The 20,214-nt window shown below is 59.6% G+C and carries 14 protein-coding genes; 5 read left to right on the top strand and 9 right to left on the bottom strand.

All coding sequences use genetic code 11. The features are described from left to right. The first annotated feature begins 136 nt into the window (after nt 1-136). Nucleotides 137-1,834 carry an AMP-binding protein gene (locus tag M9827_RS19185; protein ID WP_250606645.1) on the top strand — a complete coding sequence of 566 codons (1,698 nt, stop codon included), beginning with the start codon at nt 137-139 and terminating at the stop codon, nt 1,832-1,834. Nucleotides 1,835-2,499: 665 nt separating this feature from the next. Here M9827_RS19185 and M9827_RS19190 read toward each other — a convergent pair. The 3 genes from M9827_RS19190 to M9827_RS19200 all read right to left on the bottom strand — a co-directional run bounded on the left by M9827_RS19190 (nt 2,500) and on the right by M9827_RS19200 (nt 5,034). Next, on the bottom strand, nt 2,500-3,399 hold the full coding sequence (locus tag M9827_RS19190; RefSeq protein WP_250606647.1) for a hydroxymethylglutaryl-CoA lyase: 900 nt from the start codon (nt 3,397-3,399) through the stop codon (nt 2,500-2,502). Between the two features lie 146 nt (nt 3,400-3,545). Then, nucleotides 3,546-3,947: a MerR family transcriptional regulator gene (locus M9827_RS19195; RefSeq protein ID WP_064117756.1), complete on the bottom strand. Its 402-nt coding sequence runs from the start codon at nt 3,945-3,947 to the stop codon at nt 3,546-3,548. Nucleotides 3,948-4,098: 151 nt separating this feature from the next. Further along, a complete protein-coding gene (locus M9827_RS19200) occupies nt 4,099-5,034 on the bottom strand; it encodes a LysR family transcriptional regulator (RefSeq protein ID WP_007917233.1) in 936 nt (311 codons plus the stop codon). 172 nt (nt 5,035-5,206) lie between these two features. Between M9827_RS19200 and M9827_RS19205 the strand changes: the two genes are divergently transcribed. Next, on the top strand, nt 5,207-6,436 hold the full coding sequence (locus M9827_RS19205; protein WP_134178261.1) for an acyl-CoA dehydrogenase: 1,230 nt from the start codon (nt 5,207-5,209) through the stop codon (nt 6,434-6,436). Between the two features lie 145 nt (nt 6,437-6,581). Here the strand turns inward: M9827_RS19205 and M9827_RS19210 are convergent, their stop codons facing one another. Beyond that, complete coding sequence (locus tag M9827_RS19210; RefSeq protein WP_250606649.1) at nt 6,582-7,916, bottom strand: substrate-binding domain-containing protein; 1,335 nt, start codon at nt 7,914-7,916, stop codon at nt 6,582-6,584. Between the two features lie 163 nt (nt 7,917-8,079). Continuing rightward, nucleotides 8,080-8,892: an exodeoxyribonuclease III gene (gene xthA, locus M9827_RS19215; RefSeq protein ID WP_150693888.1), complete on the bottom strand. Its 813-nt coding sequence runs from the start codon at nt 8,890-8,892 to the stop codon at nt 8,080-8,082. A 324-nt stretch (nt 8,893-9,216) separates the two neighbouring features. On the opposite strand from xthA, the gene M9827_RS19220 reads away from it, so the two are divergent. The 3 genes from M9827_RS19220 (at nt 9,217) to M9827_RS19230 (ending at nt 15,332) form a co-directional block, all read left to right on the top strand. Beyond that, nucleotides 9,217-9,867 carry a GNAT family N-acetyltransferase gene (locus M9827_RS19220; RefSeq protein WP_250606650.1) on the top strand — a complete coding sequence of 217 codons (651 nt, stop codon included), beginning with the start codon at nt 9,217-9,219 and terminating at the stop codon, nt 9,865-9,867. Nucleotides 9,868-9,933: 66 nt separating this feature from the next. After that, nucleotides 9,934-11,661, top strand: coding sequence for an autotransporter assembly complex protein TamA (locus M9827_RS19225; protein WP_250606651.1), 1,728 nt, complete (start codon nt 9,934-9,936; stop codon nt 11,659-11,661). Further along, on the top strand, nt 11,658-15,332 hold the full coding sequence (locus tag M9827_RS19230) for a translocation/assembly module TamB domain-containing protein (protein ID WP_250606653.1): 3,675 nt from the start codon (nt 11,658-11,660) through the stop codon (nt 15,330-15,332). The genes M9827_RS19225 and M9827_RS19230 overlap by 4 nt, the downstream gene beginning before the upstream one ends. A gap of 130 nt (nt 15,333-15,462) precedes the next feature. Here the strand turns inward: M9827_RS19230 and M9827_RS19235 are convergent, their stop codons facing one another. From M9827_RS19235 to M9827_RS19250, 4 genes are all read right to left on the bottom strand, one after another. Further along, nucleotides 15,463-17,955 (bottom strand): fimbria/pilus outer membrane usher protein, encoded by a 2,493-nt coding sequence (locus M9827_RS19235; protein WP_250606654.1) that lies wholly within the window; start codon nt 17,953-17,955, stop codon nt 15,463-15,465. An 85-nt stretch (nt 17,956-18,040) separates the two neighbouring features. Continuing rightward, the gene (locus M9827_RS19240) at nt 18,041-18,790 is read right to left on the bottom strand and encodes a fimbrial biogenesis chaperone (RefSeq protein WP_250606656.1); all 750 of its coding nucleotides are present in this window, start codon (nt 18,788-18,790) and stop codon (nt 18,041-18,043) included. A gap of 74 nt (nt 18,791-18,864) precedes the next feature. Continuing rightward, on the bottom strand, nt 18,865-19,452 hold the full coding sequence (locus M9827_RS19245) for a fimbrial protein (protein WP_250606658.1): 588 nt from the start codon (nt 19,450-19,452) through the stop codon (nt 18,865-18,867). Nucleotides 19,453-19,560: 108 nt separating this feature from the next. Further along, nucleotides 19,561-20,208, bottom strand: a complete 648-nt coding sequence (locus tag M9827_RS19250) for a response regulator (protein ID WP_250606660.1) — start codon at nt 20,206-20,208, stop codon at nt 19,561-19,563. Between the last annotated feature and the right edge of the window lie 6 nt (nt 20,209-20,214).

Below are 20,214 nucleotides of genomic sequence, written 5' to 3' on the forward strand. Positions count from 1 at the left end.
TCGTGGGAGCGAGCCTGCTCGCGAAAGCGTCAGATCAGTCAACGTGGATGTTGAATTCGCTGGCCTCTTCGCGAGCAGGCTCGCTCCCACAGGGTCAAATCCGGCAAACCCACTAATAAAGACAATAGGGGTCGTCATGGATCAACCCAGTGCAAACCCGCAGCGCAGTTACACCCGCGGTTCTCAGGACAAAGCCTTGCTGGCGATGACCATCGGGCAGCAGTTCGATCACACCGCCGCGCAATACCCTGACGGCGAAGCGCTCGTCGTGCGCCATCAGCAACTGCGCTATTCCTGGCGACAGCTGGCCGATGCGGTGGACCTGCACGCCAGAGCGCTGCTTGCCCTGGGTTTGCAGGCGGGGGATCGGCTCGGGATCTGGGCGCCGAACTGCGCGCAGTGGTGCATCACTCAAGTCGCGACGGCGAAAATCGGCGTGATCCTGGTCAACATCAACCCGGCCTATCGCAGCTCCGAACTCGAATACGTGCTCAAGCAATCCGGCTGCCAATGGCTGGTTTGCGCCGGGGCATTCAAGTCCTCCAATTACCACGGCATGTTGCAAGGATTGGTGCCGGAACTGGCCGAGCAATCCATCGGCCAATTGCGCAGCGAGCGCCTGCCGGAATTGCGCGGGGTGATCAGCCTCGACGCGCAACCGCCGTCAGGTTTTCTGCCGTGGTCGCAACTGGCCGATCTGGCCACCAGCATCTCCGCCGAACAATTGCGCGAACGCGGCGACAGCCTGCACTTCGACCAAGCGGTGAACATTCAGTACACCTCCGGCACCACCGGTTTCCCCAAGGGCGCGACACTCAGCCACTACAACATCCTCAACAACGGTTACATGGTCGGCGAAAGCATCGGCCTGACCCCGCGCGATCGCCTGGTGATCCCGGTGCCGCTGTACCACTGCTTTGGCATGGTCATGGGCAACCTCGGTTGCATTACCCACGGCAGCACGATGATTTACCCCAACGATGCCTTCGATCCGTTGCAGACCCTGCAAACCGTCGCTGAGGAAAAAGCCACGGGCCTGTACGGCGTGCCGACCATGTTCATCGCCATGCTCGACCAGCCACAACGCGGCGAATTCGATCTGTCGAGCCTGCGCACCGGGATCATGGCCGGCGCGACGTGTCCGATCGAAGTGATGCGTCGGGTCATCAGCGAGATGCACATGAATGAGGTGCAGATCGCCTACGGCATGACGGAAACCAGTCCTGTGTCGCTGCAGACCGGGCCGAACGATGAGCTGGAACTGCGCGTGACCACCGTCGGCCGCACCCAGCCGCAACTGGAAAGCAAGATCATCGACGAGGCCGGCAACCTGGTGCCGCGCGGCACCATCGGCGAACTGTGCACCCGTGGCTACAGTGTGATGCTCGGCTACTGGAACAATCCGCAGGCCACCGCCGAAGCGATTGATGACGCGGGCTGGATGCACACCGGCGACCTGGCGAGCATGAACGAGGAGGGCTACGTCAACATCGCCGGGCGTAACAAGGACATGATCATTCGCGGTGGCGAGAACATTTATCCGCGTGAGCTGGAGGAGTTTTTCTTCACCCATCCGGCGGTGGCGGATGTGCAGGTGATCGGCATTCCGTGTTCGCGTTACGGTGAGGAGATTGTTGCCTGGATCAAATTCCACCCCGGCCACAGCGCCTCCGAACTGGAGTTGCAAACCTGGTGCAAGGAGCGCATCGCGCACTTCAAGACGCCACGGCACTTCAAATTCGTTGAAGAGTTTCCGATGACGGTAACGGGCAAGATCCAGAAATTCAGGATGCGCGAAATTAGCATCGAAGAGCTGAAAACAATCGAGCGGTGAACACAAACACTGTGGGAGCTGGCTTGCCAGCGATGGCGTCGGGTCAGCCAGCATCAATGTTGAATGATCTACCGCAATCGCTGGCAAGCCAGCTCCCACAGGGGTTCGGGGGAATTGAAGAATCACAGAAAGCACAAAGGGGAGCCGAAGCTCCCCTTTAATTTTGTCGTCGCGTGCTCTTTTTTATTATTGAGGGTCGGTCTGTTGTTGTTTTTGGCAACCGTGGCCCTTTACCGCTGTTTTTGGCGACCCCCATCCGGGGTCAAGAGCAAACGTATTTTTTTGAGCGCTGATCTACTTTCTCGCCAAGCGATCCAACCGATTCGGGAGCTACCTGAAGGTAGTTTTATTATTCTCTGCCCGGTTGCGGGTCACTCCTGAGAGCACCCTGAAAAGCACACCTTCTCCAAAAAAATCTGTTAGCTGCGTCTCTGCCGTGTTGTTTTTGTTATGTCAGAGTCGGTACGTCTTATTTTTATTGGTTTGCTGCTTTTTATTCTTGTTATGCCATAGAGATAGCAGAAGCCGTGCCAACTTCTAAAAAACCTTTAAAATCAATGCTTTAAAAATTCAGGCGAATTTCAACCCTGTCGAAACCAGACAATTTGTTTCCGTGTTACTCGCTTGAACCCACATTCCGGACACAGCGGTAACACCTTCCCCCCTCACTGTGCGCTGCGAGCCTTGGCCACGCGCGAACCGCTCGGGCGACCGAGCACCGCGCTGATCTGCTGGCCCGCAGCAATCAAGGCGTCCAGGTCGATGCCGGTCTCGATGCCCAGGCCGTTGAGCAGGTACACCACGTCTTCGGTGGCAACGTTACCGCTCGCGCCTTTGGCGTACGGGCAGCCGCCGAGGCCTGCGATAGAGCTGTCGAAGACCGAAATACCTTCGAGCAGGCTGGCGTAAATATTGGCCATGGCCTGGCCGTAGGTGTCGTGAAAGTGCCCGGCGAGTTTGTCCCGTGGTACCTGCGCCGACACCACTTCAAACAAGCGACGGGTCGCGCCTGCGGTGCCGGTACCGATGGTGTCGCCCAACGAAACTTCGTAACAGCCCATTGAGTACAGCTCACGGGCGACCATCGCCACTTGCTCCGGCGCGACCGTGCCTTCGTACGGGCAACCGAGCACACACGACACGTAACCGCGCACGGTAACGCCGTGCTGTTGCGCCGCTTCCATGATCGGTGCGAAGCGCGCCAGGCTTTCGCTGATCGAGCAGTTGATGTTGCGCTGCGAGAACGCTTCGGAGGCGGCGGCGAACACCGCGACTTCCTTGACCCCGGCAGCAATCGCATCTTCAAAGCCACGCAGATTTGGCGCCAGCGCGCCGTAGGTCACGCCGGGTTTGCGCTGGATCTGCGCGAACACTTCGGCGGAACCGGCCATCTGTGGCACCCATTTCGGTGAAACGAAACTGCCGACTTCTATATAGCCAAGGCCGGCAGCGCTGAGGGCGTCGACCAGTTGCACCTTGTCGGCGACGCTGATCGGTTGGGCTTCGTTCTGCAGGCCATCGCGCGGGCCAACTTCGATCAGGCGTACTTGGGAGGGGAGGGACATGGGCTGACCTGCTGTAGTTATCTGAAATCTGCGGATATCCCCCTGTGGGAGCGAGCCTGCTCGCGAATGCGCCGGGTCAATCACCATAGATGTCGAATGACAAATTGCATTCGCGAGCAGTCTCGCTCCCACAGGGAATGGGGTTGTTACTGAACGGCCTGCTGGCTCTTGAGCGTCTGCTCCAGCGCCTGCACGCAGCGCTCTTCGGCGGTATCGAGCTCGAGTTTCATCTGCTCAATGTCGAGCAACTGCTGCTCAAGCTGTTCGCGGCGTTCGCTGATTTTCGCCAGCATGCTGTTGAGCTGTTTGGTGTTACCGCTGGACGGGTCGTAAAGTTCGATCAGTTCACGGCATTCGGCCAGCGAGAAACCGATGCGCTTGCCGCGCAGGATCAACTTCAGGCTGACCTTGTCGCGCGGTGAATAGATGCGTTCCTGGCCTCGGCGCTCAGGGCTGAGCAGGCCTTGCTCTTCATAAAAACGGATCGCCCGGGTAGTGATGTCCAGCTCGCGAGCGAGGTCGGAAATGCTGTAAGTCTGGCTGCTCATGGAAGCGCTCGAAAAAGGTCTTGGCGCTAAGCTAATGGTAGGTTGACGTTTACGTCAAGCAAGAAAAGGATCGCAGCCTTCGGCAGCTCCTACAGGGGGGATAGATTCCAAATGCAGGAGCTGCCGAAGGCTGCGATCTTTTGATCTTTCCTTACACCACCTGCTTATCCAGCTTCTTCTCCTGCGCCGTCACCTGTTGGCACAACTCGATCATCTGCTCGCGCATCCAGCGATTCGCCGGATCCTGGTCAGTGCTTTCATGCCAATACAGATGTGTCTCCACTGGCGGCACATCATTCACCGGCAGGTTAAACGCCTGCAGTTCATGGCGACGGGCAAAGCGTTCCGGCACGGTCATGACCATGTCGGTCTGCTGCATCACTTGCGAGGCCATCAAATAGTGCTGCGAACGCAGGGCGATCTTGCGTTGAATGCCCATTTTGCCCAGCGCCAGATCGACATAACCCAGGCCACTGCGGCGGCTGGAAATATGGATATGGGTCAGCGACAGATAATCATCCAGCGAGAGTTTTTCCTTGCCCGCCATCGGATGGCCCTTGCGCATCGCACATACGTAACGGTCTTCCATCAGCTTGACGTGGCGCACCTGCGGGTCGGTGTTGAGTGGCGCATCCACGGCGAAATCCAGACGCCCGGCGGCCAGTTCTTTGGTGGTCTCGCGGCGCTTGGACAAGAAGCTTTCGATGATCACCGTCGGCGCCAGACGGCGCAGGCGCTGGAACAGCGGCGGCAGAATCACCGCCTCGGTGAGGTCGGTCATGCTGATGCGGTAGGTCTTGACCGCTTGCGCCGGGTTGAAAATGCGGCTTTCCTGAACCGACACACGCAGCAACGACAGGGCGTTGCGCACCGGGCCGATGATGTTCTGCGCCATTGGCGTCGGCACCATGCCCTGAGCCGTGCGCACAAACAGCGGGTCGTTGAAAGTCTCGCGCAACCGTGCCAGAGCGTTGGATACCGCAGGCTGGGTGATGCCGACAATCTGCCCGGCGCGGGTCAGGTTGGCTTCGGTGTAGATCGCGTCGAAGACGATGAAAAGGTTGAGGTCGACCTTACTCAGATTCATAACGCGGCTTCTCTTGTTATTAAGGGCGGTGTTTTTAAGGGCTGGCAATCAGCCGATCATATATCGGTGATGAATGTTTATACACGCCGAGAATAGGCTAGGTAAATTATCAGCGCTGTTCTAGCATCGATTGCATGACTTGAACAACCTCTGCCCAAGAAGGTAATTGATCATGGATTTCGCTTATTCGCCCAAGGTGCAAGAACTGCGTGAGCGCGTGACCGCGTTCATGGACACTTACGTTTACCCGGCTGAAGCCGTGTTCGAACGCCAGGTTGCCGAAGGCGATCGCTGGCAGCCGACGGCGATCATGGAAGAACTCAAAGCCAAGGCCAAGGCCGAAGGCTTGTGGAATTTGTTTCTGCCTGAGTCGGAACTCGGTGCCGGCCTGACCAACCTCGAATACGCGCCATTGGCAGAAATCATGGGCCGCTCGCTGCTCGGCCCGGAGCCGTTCAACTGCTCGGCGCCGGATACCGGCAACATGGAAGTGCTGGTGCGCTACGCCAACGAAGAACAGAAACAGCGCTGGCTCGAACCGCTGTTGCGTGGCGAAATCCGCTCGGCATTCGCCATGACCGAACCCGATGTGGCTTCGTCCGACGCGACCAACATGGCCGCCCGCGCCGTGCGTGATGGTGACGAGTGGGTCATCAACGGCAAAAAATGGTGGACCTCCGGCGCCTGCGATCCGCGCTGCAAAATCCTGATTTTCATGGGCCTGAGCAATCCCGATGCACCGCGCCATGCGCAGCACTCGATGATCCTTGTGCCGGTCGACACCCCCGGGGTGAAAATCGTCCGTCCATTGCCGGTATTCGGTTACGACGACGCACCTCACGGCCACGCCGAAGTCCTGTTCGACAACGTACGTGTGCCGTACGAAAACGTACTTCTGGGTGAAGGACGCGGCTTTGAAATTGCGCAAGGTCGTCTTGGCCCGGGCCGGATTCACCACTGCATGCGCTCGATCGGCATGGCTGAGCGTGCGCTGGAATTGATGTGCAAACGGGCGGTGAGCCGCACGGCGTTCGGTAAGCCGCTGGCGCGTCTGGGCGGTAACGTCGACAAGATCGCCGACTCGCGGATGGAAATCGACATGGCGCGTCTGCTGACGTTGAAAGCGGCGTACATGATGGACACCGTCGGTAACAAAGTGGCGAAGAGCGAGATCGCGCAGATCAAAGTCGTTGCGCCGAACGTCGCGCTGCGGGTGATCGACCGGGCCATCCAGATGCATGGCGGGGCCGGGGTGTCGAACGATTTCCCGCTGGCCTACATGTACGCCATGCAGCGCACCCTGCGCCTGGCCGACGGCCCGGACGAAGTGCACCGCGCGGCGATCGGTAAATTCGAGATCGGCAAGTATGTGCCGAAGGAAATGCTGCGTAGCGAGCGCTGATTCAGCACCGCGTTAGCGTTCATCGCTGGCAAGCCAGCTCCCACAGGGATCTCCAGTGAACACAAATTTTGTGAACACCAGAGAAATCTGTGGGAGCTGGCTTGCCAGCGATGGCGTCAGCAGGTGCAACACATCAACATCAGACTCAATACACCCAAACCTCAACCCGCCGATTCTTGATCCTGCCCTCATCCGCATTGTTCGCCGCCACCGGCATCAACGCGCCGAAGCCACGAACCTCACGCAACACCACGCCGTTCTTGACCAACTCCCGTCGTACCGCCATCGCCCGCAGCTTCGAGAGCAAATCCGCCCGCGCCGGGTCGTCCTTGGCGTCTCCAAAACCCACCAGCGTCACCGCCCGTTCGGTCTTGTCGTGGCGCTTTATATAGTCGAACACCCGCGCCAGATCCTGACGTGCCTTGTTATCGAGCGTCGCACTGCCTTCCTCGAAGCGGAAATTCACCGTCAGACGCTGGGCGTGACGGCTGAGGGATTGATAGCCCTCAGGCATCAGCGCATTCGGCGCAACGCTTATGGCCTGCACGGTCTGACTGATAAAACCGTTGGCCGCGACGATCGCCTGGCCCTGACGACTTTGCGCGAACGTCACCAACGCCTTCGCCCAAGGATTGTTGCTTTCGGGTGGCAGATAGAAGAACAAGCGTCGCGACAGTGGATAGTCTTCGGTAGCGATCAGGCTGTTGAGCGGCAGCATGGATTGCGATGCGCCATCGGCAATCGCCACGGCTTTGGCTTGGCGCACATAAGGCAAACCGATGAAACCGATGCCTTGCGGATCCGCGCTGACGGCGTCGGATAATTGTTCGCTGGACTCAAACCTTTTCGCGGCGCTGTTCAGACTTTTCCCACGCCGGCTGAGGACCAATTCCTTAAACGTGTCGTAGGTGCCGGATTGATCATCCCGTGCATATAAATGAATCGCACCGCCACGACCGCCGAGGTCTTCCCAGGTTTTCACCTCGCCGGCAAAGATCCGCGCCAGTTGCTCGGTGTCGAGTTGCTGTAGCGGATTGTCGGGATGAAGGATGATCGCCAGGCCATCGATGGCGATGACTTGTTCGGCGGCGGGGCTTTTCAGATCGCCCAGTGATTGCAGAGTCTGCAGCTCACTGTCCTTGATCTCGCGGGAAGACGCGGCCAGGTCGGCGCTGGCATTTTTCAACGCGGAGAAACCGGTGCTGGAGCCGTGGGCGGCGACTTCAACGACCACGCGTTGACCTTCGCCGGTCTGGCCGACGATGCGCAGTTCGTTGGCGGTGTCGGGGGTTTCGCGGTGGATTTTCAGCAGGCCTTGCGCTTGCAGCAGGCCTTCAACGAGTGCCGGGCCGAGTTCGGCGCCGATGGTGTTGGAACCCTGAATACGCAATGCCGGGCCGTTTTCAGGAAGGGGCAGGGCGGCGGCAGAAACCGTCAGCCAGGCACTCAAGAGAAAAACGCACAAAACACGCAGGATCATGCCGGCACCGAATCAAGCCAAGGGGATTGCCGGGGAGATTAAGTCAGGCGCATGACCAAAAAATGACAGGCCAAAAGATCGCAGCCTTCGGCAGCTCCTACAGGGGAACGCATTCCAAATGTAGGAGCTGCCGAAGGCTGCGATCTTTTGATCCTGGCTGATATCAGCTGAGTTCAAGCCAGATCGGCGCATGGTCGGACGGCTTTTCCATTCCGCGCAATTCATAGTCGACACCGGCGGCCTTCACTCGCGGCAACAAACCATGGGACGCCAGAATCACATCGATGCGCAGGCCACGTTTCGGCTCATCTTCAAAGCCACGGCTGCGGTAGTCGAACCAGCTGAACATATCGGTCACGTCCGGATTCAGGTGACGGTAGCTGTCGGTCAGGCCCCAGTTCTTCAGGCGTGCCATCCACTCGCGCTCTTCCGGCAGGAAGCTGCACTTACCGGTTTTCAGCCAGCGCTTCATGTTGTCCGGGCCGATACCGATGTCGCAGTCTTCCGGGGAAATGTTCACATCGCCCATCACCACCAGCGGTTGTTCGTTATGGAACTGGCTTTCCAGCAGCGCTTGCAGATCGCTGTAGAAACGCTGCTTGGCGGGGAATTTGGTCGGGTGGTCGCGGCTTTCACCCTGGGGGAAATAGCCATTCATGATGGTCACCGGCACGCCATTGGCGTCGGCGAAGGTGCCCCAGATAAAGCGACGCTGGGCGTCTTCTTCGTCGGTGGCGAAACCTTTGTGGATGGCGATGGGTTCCTTGCGCGAGAGCATGGCCACGCCGTAATGGCCTTTCTGGCCGTGGAAATGCACGTGGTAGCCGAGGGCGCGGACTTCTTCGAGCGGGAACTGGTCGTCGTGGACCTTGGTTTCCTGCAGGCCGATCACGTCCGGCTGGTGTTTTTCGATCAGCGCTGCCAGCTGATGCGGACGGGCCCGCAGTCCGTTGATGTTGAAGGAAACGATCTTCATGGTCGGCAGTCCTGGCAAAAGGGCGATGCTAGCTGACATGGGGGAGATGGGCCAGTGTGAGAGAAATCATTTTGGCCTGTGGGATTTGTAGCACCTGTCCCGGCCCCAATCGCTGGCAAGCCAGCTCCCACAGGTTTCTGTGGTGTATGTAAATGTTTTGAACGACGCAGACACTGTGGGAGCTGGCTTGCCAGCGATGAGGCCCTCCCAGTCGATGAAGATCCGAGGCTGGTCTAACCTGTCAGGGGAACCACCACATCCGCCCAAGGTTCGTACCAACAAGAGCGCCGCCATTTGAACGCGCCCCCGGGGAGAATCACTGCAATGCCTGAAAGCCAGACCGCCGTTGCCGACATCCACATGCTCGACCGCGGTTATTCCCGCGAAGCCCGCTCGTTGCTGTATCAGGCCTATCGCCACGAGCCGACCTTCGGCTACCTGTTCGAAGCTGAACGTCCCGGCTACGAACAGCGCGTACGCGCCACGGTGCGCGAGCTGGTCAAACAGCATTTTCTCCAGGACCTGCCCGCCATCGGCTTGTTGGTCAACGATCGCCTGATCGGCATCGCCCTGATCGCGCCGCCGCAACGGCGCCTGGGCATCACCGAAAGTTGGGCGTGGCGCCTGCGCATGGTGCTCAGCACCGGTTTCCGCTGCACCCGCCGCTATCTGGAATACCACGATGCCGTCGCCGCCTGCGTGCCCAGCGATTCCGTGCACATGCTGCCGCTGCTGGGCATTCACCCACAATTTCAGGGCAAACACTTCGGCGAACAATTGCTCACGGCGGTCCACAATTGGTGTGCTGTCGACGAAACCTCGCAAGGCGTGGTGCTCGACACTGGCAACCCGCGTTACCTGGAATTCTATAAAAGGCAGGGATACGAAGAGATCGGCGAAGTTGCGGTCGGGCCGGTGCGCGAACACGTGTTTTTCCACGCCAATCCGCAGGTGTTACAAACTGCAACAGCATAACAATCGAACTTCTTGGGAAATTTCCTGTTCTATCACGCTCCCAAGCCCGTGATAGCATCCGCGCCTATGAAGTTTCCAGGAAGATTTACCAGTGGCGTGCTCATGCTGTTAACCAGCTGCGCGGCGCTGGCGCAAAGTGAATTGGACGTGCGGATCAAACCGTCCAACGATGAACTTAAAGCCAATATAGAAGGCTATATCGGCAGCCTCGGCGACCGTGACGAAGAAGCCCTGCAGCGCTTCAGTCGCGGTGCTGAAGAGCAGGCGCGCAAAGCGGCGCAGGCGTTGGGCTACTACCAGCCGCAGATCGAAAGTGACGTCAAGGGCGGCGACAAACCGCGCCTGGTGTTGAACATCGATCCCGGCGAGCCGATTCACCTGCGCAACGTCACCATCCGTGTCGACGGCCCGGCGGCCTCCCTCAAATCCTTTCGTGTACCGAGAAGCGACGCGCTCAAGTCCGGCGCGGTGCTCAACCATGGCCGTTACGAAGACGCCAAAAGACTTATTCAGAATCAGGCCTCGCGCTTCGGTTTTTTCAGTGGCCGTTTCACCAGTCAAAAACTCATGGTCGACCCGCGCGCCGGGGTGGCCGACATCGAACTGATCTACGAAAGCGGCCCGCGTTATGCGCTGGGCAAAGTCAAATTCGAAGGCGACACGCCGTTCGACGAAGACCTGCTGCAACGCATGGTGCCGTTCAAGGAAGGCGAACCCTACGACTCCGAGCTGATCGCCGAATTGAACCGCGATCTGCAATCGAGCGGTTATTTCGAAGGCATACGCGTCGATGCCGCACCCACCGCAGCAAAAAACGATGTGATTCCGGTCGACGTCAAACTCGACACGCGCAAGCCCCGCACCATGGGCCTGGGCCTCGGTTATTCGACCGACGTCGGGCCACGCATCAAAGCCAACTGGACGCGCCACTGGGTCAACCCGCAAGGCGACAGCTATGGCTGGGAAGCCGAACTCTCGGCGCCACGGCAAAACGTCGGGCTGTTCTATGACATCCCGCTCGACCCGCCGCTGACCGACAAACTGCGCTGGGCCGGCGGTTATCAATTCGAAGACATCGACGGTTCCGACACGCTCAGCAAACTGCTGACCTTCGGCCCGGAATGGCACAGCAAATTACCGAGCGGCTGGCAGCGAGTGATCTCGCTGAAATGGCAGCGCGAAGAGTACGAACTCGGTGACGACTCCGGCCTGAGTACCTTGCTGATGCCCGGCATCAGTTATTCGTACCTGAAAAGCGACAACCGCATCGACCCGCACAACGGCTATCGCCTGAGCTTCGAAAGCAAAGTGGCGAAGGAAGGCCTCGGCTCGGACAACAACCTTCTGTATGGCACGGCGCTGGTCAAAGGCCTGACCACGGTGTTCGACAAACACCGCTTGCTCGGTCGCGTGCAGGTCGGCGGCAGTGCCACCAACGGCTACAACTCGATCCCGCCGTCGCTGCGCTTCTTCGCCGGTGGCGATCAAAGCGTGCGCGGTTACGACTACCAGAGCCTGTCGCCGAAAAACTCTGATGGCGATCGAATCGGCGGCCGCTACATGGTCGCCGGCAGCGTCGAGTATCAATACTCGATCGCCGAGAAATGGCGCGTCGCGACCTTCGTCGACCAGGGCAACTCCTTCAATAAACTCGAACTGCCGAACCTCAAGACTGGTGTCGGTATTGGTGTGCGCTGGGTTTCGCCGGTGGGGCCGATCCGCCTCGACCTGGCCCACGCACTCGACGACGATGGCGGCATCCGGCTGCACTTTTCCATGGGGCCTGAGCTGTGAAGCGTGGTTTGAAAATTACGGCGCTGGCGTTGTTGGCGCTGGTGTTGTTGATTGTGTTGAGTGTCACCGCCGTACTCGGCACGGCGGCCGGCAGCCGCTGGGTGCTGGGCCTCGTACCGGGTCTGACAGTGGAGAATTTCCAGGGTCGCCTCGGCGGGCAATGGAGCGCCGATCATCTGCTGTGGCAGCAGGACAGCAGTCGCGTCGAGCTGAACAAGGCAATCTTCGCCTGGTCACCGCTGTGTCTGATGCGCATGACGCTGTGCATCGAACAGCTCAAGGCTGATCAGGTCATTCTGCAATTCCCGCCGAGTGAAGAAACCACCGAGAGCGGCCCGATCAAACTGCCGGATCTGCAATTGCCGGTGGCCATCGAACTGGGCGACGTGCAGGTCGGTAGCCTGCTGTTCAACGGCAGCGAACAGCTCAAGGGCTTGCAATTGGCGGCGCACTGGACCGCCAAGGGCATGCAGATCGACAGCGTGAAATTGCAGCGCGACGAGCTCAGCCTGAACCTGTCCGGCACCCTTGAACCGAGCGGCAACTGGCCGCTGAACATCGCCGGTGACCTGACGCTTCCGTCACCGGGCACGGGGCCGTGGACGCTGGCGTTGAAGATTGACGGCGACCTGTTGAAAACCCTCAACCTGCACGCCGATAGCCGTGGCTACCTCGACGGCCAGTTGAGCGGCGAGTTGCAACCGCTGGTGGAAAACCTGCCGGCCAAGGTGCGCATCACTTCCGACGCGTTCAAGCCGAGCGCCGACCTGCCGGACACGCTGCAACTCAATCAATTGGTACTGACCGGCGAAGGCGACCTGAAAAACGGTTACCAGCTCAACGGCAACGCCACGCTGCCCGCCGATAAAGGCCCGGTCGCGCTGCTGCTCAAAGGCAAAGTCGACGCCAGCGGCGCGCAGATTGCCGGCCTCGACCTGACGGCCAACGACAAGCAAAGCCTCAAACTCACCGGCAGTGTCGACTGGAGCAAAGGCCTCAGCGCCCAAGCCAATATCAACTGGCAGGACTTTCCGTGGCACCGGCTCTATAACGAAATTGACGAGCCACAAGTGGCTTTGCGTACCTTCACGGGCGAAGTTTCCTACACCGATGGTCAGTACCTCGGCAACTTCGCCGCTGCACTGGATGGCCCGGCGGGCGCGTTTACCTTGAGCAGTCCGTTTAGCGGCAGCCTGAAACAGATCGCCTTGCCGCAACTGACAATGGAAGCCGGGCAGGGCAAGGCCGAAGGGCACGTCAACGTACAGTTCGCCGATGGCATCGCCTGGGACACCGCGCTGGAACTGTCGGCTCTCAACCCGGCGTACTGGGTCGCCGAATTGCCGGGCACGTTAGCTGGACCGCTGAAAAGCACGGGCGAAATGAAAAACGAACGCCTGAGCCTGACCGCCGACCTTGACTTGAAAGGCAAACTGCGCGGGCAACCGGCGGTCCTCCAGGCCAAGGCTGACGGCGCTGGCGAACAGTGGAACCTCAACGCCCTGCAAATCCGCCTCGGCGACAACAGCATTAACGGCAAGGGCAGCCTGCAGCAGAAACTCACCGGGCAGATCGACATCAAGCTGGCGCGTTTGGCCCAGCTCTGGCCGCAGCTGCGCGGGCAGGTCAACGGTCAGGTCAATGTGGCTGGCACGCTGAAGGCGCCGCAGGGCAAACTCGACCTGCAAGGTTCGCAACTGGCGTTCCAGGATAATCGCCTGCAAAGCCTCAACCTCGACGCCACGCTCGACAGTGCACAACGGGCGAAGATCGATCTGAAAGGCAGCGGCATTCAGGCCGGTGACACCAACCTGGGCACGTTGACCGCTAGCGCTCAGGGCGACATCAAGAATCAGAAACTCAACCTCGACCTGATCGGGCCGAAGCTGAAACTCGCCCTCGGTCTGGACGGCAATCTGGACAAGGGCAACTGGCGTGGCCGCCTGGCCAGCGGCGATATTCAGGCCGGCGGCCAGGACTGGAGACTGCAAAGCCCGGCCAAACTCGAACGCCTCGCTGACGGCAAAATCAACTTCGGCGCGCATTGCTGGATGTCCGGCAATGCCAGCCTGTGCGGTGAAGATCAACGGCTGATGCCGGAGCCGAAACTGCGTTACCACCTCAAGCAGTTCCCGATTGAAAGTCTGGCGCAATGGCTGCCGAAAGACTTCGCCTGGCAAGGCAAGCTCAACGCCGACCTGCAACTGGACCTGCCGGCCAGCGGGCCCAACGGCGTGGTCAGCGTCGACGCCAGCGGCGGCACCTTGCGCATGAAGGAAAAGGATCAGTGGCTGGATTTTCCGTACCAGACCCTGAAACTCACCAGCAAACTGACGCCGAAACGCGTCGACACTGAACTCAACTTCGTCGGCGGCAAACTCGGCGAGTTGCTGGTGCAGGCGCAGCTCAATCCGCTGCCGAAAAACAAACCACTGAGTGGTTCGTTCCGCCTCTCCGGGCTTGATCTTTCGGTGGCGCGGCCGTTTGTTCCGATGGTCGAAAAACTAACCGGGCGCCTGAATGGTAGCGGCACCATTTCCGGCGGATTGCTGGCGCCGTTGGTCAACGGCACCGTGCAGCTCAGCGACGGCGAAGTGTCCGGTGCCGAGTTGCCGATGGAACTGCAGAATCTGCAACTTACCGCCCTGATTGCCGGCGAATCGGTGCGCCTCGATGGCGGCTGGAAAAGTGGCAAGAGCGGGCAGGGCAGCCTCAACGGTAACGTCGCCTGGGGCCAGGCACTGATGGTCGATCTGGCGCTCAAGGGCACGCAATTGCCGGTCACCGTCGAGCCTTATGCCAAGCTGGAAGTGGCGCCGGACCTGAAGATTTCCATGGCCGGCGACGAGCTGAAAATCGCCGGCAAAGTGCAGGTGCCCCGAGGCGAAATCACCGTGCGTGAGTTGCCGCCATCCACGGTGAAAGTCTCCGATGACACGATCATCGTCGGTGCGCAGACCGAAGAGGGCAAGCCGCCGATGGCGATGAAAATGGACATCGACGTGGTGGTTGGCGAAGACAAACTGGCCTTCGCCGGATTTGGTCTGACCGCCAACGTGCAAGGTCATGTGCACATCGGCGACAACATGGACACCCGTGGCGAACTCTGGCTCAACGATGGCCGCTACAGTGCCTACGGCCAGCGCCTGCAAGTGCGCCGTGCACGTCTGTTGTTCGCCGGCCCCCTCGATCAGCCGTATCTGGACATCGAAGCGATCCGTCAGACTGACGATGTGATCGCCGGTATTCGCCTCAGTGGCAGCGCCGAGCAACCGACCACGCAGATCTTCTCCGAGCCGGCGATGAGCCAGGAGCAGGCGTTGTCCTATCTGGTGCTCGGCCGTCCGCTGAGCACCAGCGGCGAGGACAACAACATGCTCGCGCAAGCGGCGTTGGGTCTGGGCTTGATGGGCAGTTCCGGGGTTACCAGCGGTCTGGCCAAGGATCTGGGGATTCAGGACTTCCAGCTCGACACGGCGGGCAGCGGCGATGCCACCAGCGTGGTGGCCAGCGGCAATATTACCGAGAAGCTCAGTTTGCGTTATGGCGTTGGCGTGTTTGAACCGGCCAGCACCATTGCGCTGCGTTACAAGCTGAGCAAGAAGGTCTATGTCGAGGCGGCGAGTGGCGTGGCCAGTTCGCTGGATATCTTCTACAAGCGCGATTTCTAGATCGCGCTTTCTCCTGAACCGAGTCGCTTCAATCGCTGGCAAGCCAGCTCCCACAGGTTTCTCTGGCGTACATGAATGTTTTGTACGGCATCAACCCTGTGGGAGCTGGCTTGCCAGCGATGGCGTCTTCTCAGTCAGCCACTGGCGCGCGGCACACCAGCGAAGCTCGCTCGTAATTCAACGCCTTGTCACGCTCGGGCAGTGCATACGACGCCTCGCAGCGCTGGCCTTGCCAGTTGATGGTCAGGGTGCCGGCGTCGTCCGCGACCAGCGCCAGTGCCTTGCCGCTCGGGTCGGAGATCGCCAGTTGCTTGCCGGCGGCGTCTTCCAGTGACGCCCCAAACGGAATTGGCTGGTGCTGCGCATCGAACAGGGCGAATTGCACCCGCCGCCCGGTCTTGCTCGCGTAGCGCGCCAGCACCACGGCACCACGGCGCGGCACCACTTGCCGGGTGGCGTTTTCAATTTCGAAATCACCGCCCAGATCTCGGGTATCGAGGCTGATCCAGTTGACTCGATACGGCTGCGCATTGGACACCACGGCGTAGCCATTGCCAGCGGTTTTGGCCCCGGAGAAGCTGGCGATCTTCACGCCTTCGACACCCTCGACCTGCGCCAATGCGAAAGTCTCACCGACGGTCTGCCCAAGGTTGATCCCGCCAGCGTGGCCGACAATCGACCCGGCAACGTTGAGATTCTGCGCATTGTAGCCACGGCCCTGGCTGTAACCGGCACTGATGTCCATCATCGACGTCCGTGTGCTGAGGTTGGCCGAACCCGTGCTGCCGCCGTTGCGACTGTTGCCGCCCTGCACCGAGTAGTAGGTATCGCTGTCTTCGGACAAATAGCCGTTGATGCCCATCTGGGTGCTGCTGGTGTCCTTCTGCGTACTGGCCGAAACGAAAGCCCTCGGCGCGCGCGGTTTCGAGCCCAGCGGAAACGACACTGAGAGATTGAACAACGTGTCGTTGTTCGCCGGCCCATAGTTGCCGACGTCCTTGGTGTAAGTCGCGCTGAGGTTGTAGCTGACCTCGCCCCAATAATTGCTGTAACCGGCCGACAGGCTCTGCGAACCGCCGCGTCCCCAGTAGCGCTGGTCGCTGGCGTTGAGGTAGATGCTGCCGAACTGCTGATTGCGCCCCAGGCTCTGGTTGACGGTCAGGTCGGTGCGGGTTTTCGAATTACCGATACGCTGCTCGCCCTCGCGGCTCAGTTCCTCGACGTGTTCGCTCAAGGTGCGATAGCCCTCGGTCGAATAGCGATAGGCCGCGAGGGTAAAGTTGGTGTCGGTGCCGGTGAACGTTTTGGCATACAACGCGCGCAAGCTGTTGCCCTTGACGGTCCGGCCAGAGGTGCGGCTGTTGGAGTGAGTCAGGTCGAGCGAGACGGCACCGATCGCCGTATTGCGCCCGGCCCCGACCGAGAGCGCCTGGAAATTCTCGGTGGCCTGAGTACCAACAATCGCCGACAGGTTACTGCTGACGCCATAAGCCACCGTGCTGCTGATAAATTCCGGCGTCTGCTGGTCATCGCTGTTGCTGTTGTAGCGGCCCGCCGAAACGCTGTACTTCAGTTGGCCTTCGCGCACCATGATCGGCAGGCTGGAAAACGCCTGCACCGTCACCCGGCGTCGACCGTCGGCTTCGATCACCGTGATTTCCAGATCGCCGTTGGAGCCGCTGGGATAGATGTCGCTGATCTCGAACGGCCCGGGCGGCACGTTGGTGGTGTAAAGAATGTAATTGTTCTGGCGAATCTCGACGGTGGCGCTCGACTGCGCAATGCCACGAATCACCGGCGCATAGCCGCGCTCGCTGTCGGCGCGCATGCCGTCGTCCGAGGCCAGTTTCAAGCCGCGATAGCGCACGCTGTCGAACAGGTCGGCGTCGGAGAAAATATCCCCGGCACTGAACTGGCCCTTCAACGCGGTGACGTCATGTTGCAGATAGCTGCGGTTGCTCTTGAACGTGCTCGGCTGGCCGGTGCTGCTGTTGAAGTTGGACTCATTGCGCAGGCGCCAGCCGCCGAGGTTGATGCCGTTGCGCAGGCCAACGTTATGGGCAAACGTGGTGTCGGCGTTGGTGCTGTTGCGATTGCTGCTCAGTTGATAGTTGATGAACGCCGCTGGCACGCCTTCGTCCCACAGCGCCGGATCGACGTAGCCGCGGCGACCGCGCTCCATGGCGCTTTGCGGCACGCTGACCAGCAAACGCAGACGCGGCACGTCGTAGCGCACAGTGGCGTGGTCGATCAGCGCGGGCAGGTCGAGGCAGGCATCCGCGTCAGCCTCGCCGAGCTTGCCGCTGGCCTGCAGCCTGGCGAGGTCGACGCCCACTTGCTTGAGCATGTCCAGGGTCAGGCAGGCTTCAACCTTGTTGCGCTCGGGATCACGGCGGAAATCGATATCGCGGCGGCCCACCAACATGTCGTTGGCGTACAGGTCGACCCGGTAAGTGCCGGGGAGTACGCGGCTGCCGGCGAGCAGCGATTGCAGATCGACGGCGGACGTCGTGCCTTGCAGAAACGATGTATTGAATTGTTCATCGCCATCGGCCAGGCAGGTTGTGCTGAAGACCAGAGCAAACGAAAACGGCGCCAGGCCATCGCGCTTGAGTAAAAACATGCAGGAACCCTATATCACCTCCGATACGAACTAACGGAGCGAAGAGAAATACAGTGAAAGTGCGGCTGTTAAAGCGGCACGCGAGTTATGGCGTTTGTTTATCCAGACTGGCGCTCACTTCGGCGCTGCTGGAAAGTTGCGCGACATAACGGTCGCGGGCGCCATAGTCGTTGATGCTGCTGAATAGCAAACGTGGCGAATTGATTGCGTGAAGTTGTTTGAGTACGAACTCTTTTTGTTCGCCTGGGGCGATCATCATTGAATCAAACGGGTGCTCGCCGGTTGCCCCCGATTGCACGGTGATATCGGCAATCGACACGTGATACAGCCCTGGATTTTTTACCTGCAGCACACTTTTACCGGCACGCTCGCTCAGCTTCCAGGTCAGCTCGGCCGGGGCTTGATAGGCGTTGTTTTTCAAACCGGCAGGGCGGAAGAACACCTTGATGCGTTGACGCACCGCCAACTGCAGGGTATTGGCCGTTTTTGCCGATTGCGGGATTTCCTGCACGTTCAGCCACACCACCGACTCTCGGTCGTCAGGCATGCCGGTGCCTTCGTAAATAACCCGCAATATCTGCTGCTCATCACCACTGACACGCACCAGCGGCGGGGTGACGGCGAAAGGCACCGTGCCGGCCGCGTCGCTGTCGTTGTCGACCCAAGACTGAATCAACACGTCTTCGCCGCTGTTACGCACGGTGATGCCGGCTTCTTTATGCTTGCCGTCGAAGATCAGCCGGGTGCTGCTCAAAGAGATGCCGGCCATGGCCTGATTGACGACGAACAGGCCCAGAAGGCCGACGCAAAGGGATAGGGAATGACGTAAAGACATGAACAATTACCGCGCAGACAGAAAGGAAGTGCAGGGCCGGTCGGCCCCGCACAGTGCTCGCTACAGCGCGCGATTTATTCGTATTGCAGGGTGAACGGCAGGGTCGCGTCGCCACGGCCGGCTACCGCCAGTTTCGGGTCAACGGTGGTGACGTAGGCTGCCGAGAATTTCAATGTGGTGTTGCTGTCCTGCAGGGTGTTTTCAATGCGGGCGGTGGTCGGCGAAGTCAGGTCGATCACGGCGCCATTGGCGTCCAGCAGAGCGATGCCGATACCTTTCGCAGAACCCAGGCCGTCGATCAGTTTCAAGACCTTGGTACCGGTTTCGATGCCCGAGCCTGCGCCCTTGGTCGGTTCAAAGATCATCGCCACTTTGGTTCCGGCGTTGCAGTTGATCTTCATGTCGAAGTTCTCGACGCTCAGCGTACCGTTGCCTTTCGGCGCAGTCGCGGTGCCCATGTCCTTGATCGACACCTCGCCCATGTTTACCGAAATGGTTTTGTCCTTGCCGGCGCCTTCCACCGAGCAGGCATCGTTGTTGATGGTGCCGGTGAAGTTGATAGTGCCAGTGCCAGCCTTGGTCGGCACGACGGGATCGGCGGCAAGGACATTACCGGCAGCGAAGATCGACAGGGCGAGAAGTGTGCGAGACAGCGTTTTCATGTTGCTTTTCCATTGTTGGGGTTAAAGCAACACAATAAAACCCAGGTTCCCGGTGGAACATCAGACGATTCCTAGATGCGCGGATGTTACGTCGAAGTGCAGAGTCGTTTATTTGAACAAGTTGCGTTCGATGCAATAAGCCAGTAACGCCTGATCGCTATTTACTTCAAGTTTGCGCATGGCTGAAATTTTTTGCGTACTGATGGTTTTGGCACTTCTGTTCAATCCCCTGGCAATTTCGTTAACGCCCTGGCCTTGAACGAACAGCCGCAGAATTTCATGTTCCTTGGGCGACAGTCGGGAAAAGCGTTCATCCAGATCGGCGCCATCGTTCAGCACGGATGTGGGGGCTGGTTCTTTGTGGCGTACCCGGCTGCCTTTGGCAATGGCTTTGAGCGCCACTTCTATTTCAGCGTGCAGCTGGCTTTTCTGAATCACCGCCAGCACACCGAGTTCCTGCAGGCGGGTCAGGATCAGAGGATTGGAAATCATGGTCAGGACCAGCACCCTGACTTCGGGAAAATGCCGGGTCACGTATTCCACCAGCTTCAGGCCGTCACCGTAGCGCGAGTCACCGGGCATATTGAAATCGGTGATCAACAGGTCCACCGCCTGAGACTTCAGCAACTCGATCAAGCCATCGGGACACACTGCCTCGCCCACCACGTTGAAGCGTCGGTCACGCTCGACCAGTTCCCGTACCCCCAAAAGGACGATGGGATGATCATCGGCGATGACAACGTTGAAGGTTTCCATGGGTGC

Origin of the sequence: Pseudomonas sp. AKS31, from assembly GCF_023634765.1 — a bacterium.
GTDB lineage: Bacteria > Pseudomonadota > Gammaproteobacteria > Pseudomonadales > Pseudomonadaceae > Aquipseudomonas.

Coding starts and splice junctions, on each gene's coding strand:
- M9827_RS19190 (WP_250606647.1), bottom strand. CDS start 3,399: ATGTCCCTCCCCTCCCAAGTACGCCTGATCGAAGTTGGCCCGCGCGAT.
- M9827_RS19225 (WP_250606651.1), top strand. CDS start 9,934: ATGAAGTTTCCAGGAAGATTTACCAGTGGCGTGCTCATGCTGTTAACC.
- M9827_RS19240 (WP_250606656.1), bottom strand. CDS start 18,790: ATGTCTTTACGTCATTCCCTATCCCTTTGCGTCGGCCTTCTGGGCCTG.
- M9827_RS19220 (WP_250606650.1), top strand. CDS start 9,217: ATGCCTGAAAGCCAGACCGCCGTTGCCGACATCCACATGCTCGACCGC.
- M9827_RS19200 (WP_007917233.1), bottom strand. CDS start 5,034: ATGAATCTGAGTAAGGTCGACCTCAACCTTTTCATCGTCTTCGACGCG.
- M9827_RS19245 (WP_250606658.1), bottom strand. CDS start 19,452: ATGAAAACGCTGTCTCGCACACTTCTCGCCCTGTCGATCTTCGCTGCC.
- M9827_RS19195 (WP_064117756.1), bottom strand. CDS start 3,947: ATGAGCAGCCAGACTTACAGCATTTCCGACCTCGCTCGCGAGCTGGAC.
- M9827_RS19205 (WP_134178261.1), top strand. CDS start 5,207: ATGGATTTCGCTTATTCGCCCAAGGTGCAAGAACTGCGTGAGCGCGTG.
- M9827_RS19235 (WP_250606654.1), bottom strand. CDS start 17,955: ATGTTTTTACTCAAGCGCGATGGCCTGGCGCCGTTTTCGTTTGCTCTG.
- xthA (WP_150693888.1), bottom strand. CDS start 8,892: ATGAAGATCGTTTCCTTCAACATCAACGGACTGCGGGCCCGTCCGCAT.
- M9827_RS19185 (WP_250606645.1), top strand. CDS start 137: ATGGATCAACCCAGTGCAAACCCGCAGCGCAGTTACACCCGCGGTTCT.
- M9827_RS19210 (WP_250606649.1), bottom strand. CDS start 7,916: ATGATCCTGCGTGTTTTGTGCGTTTTTCTCTTGAGTGCCTGGCTGACG.
- M9827_RS19250 (WP_250606660.1), bottom strand. CDS start 20,208: ATGGAAACCTTCAACGTTGTCATCGCCGATGATCATCCCATCGTCCTT.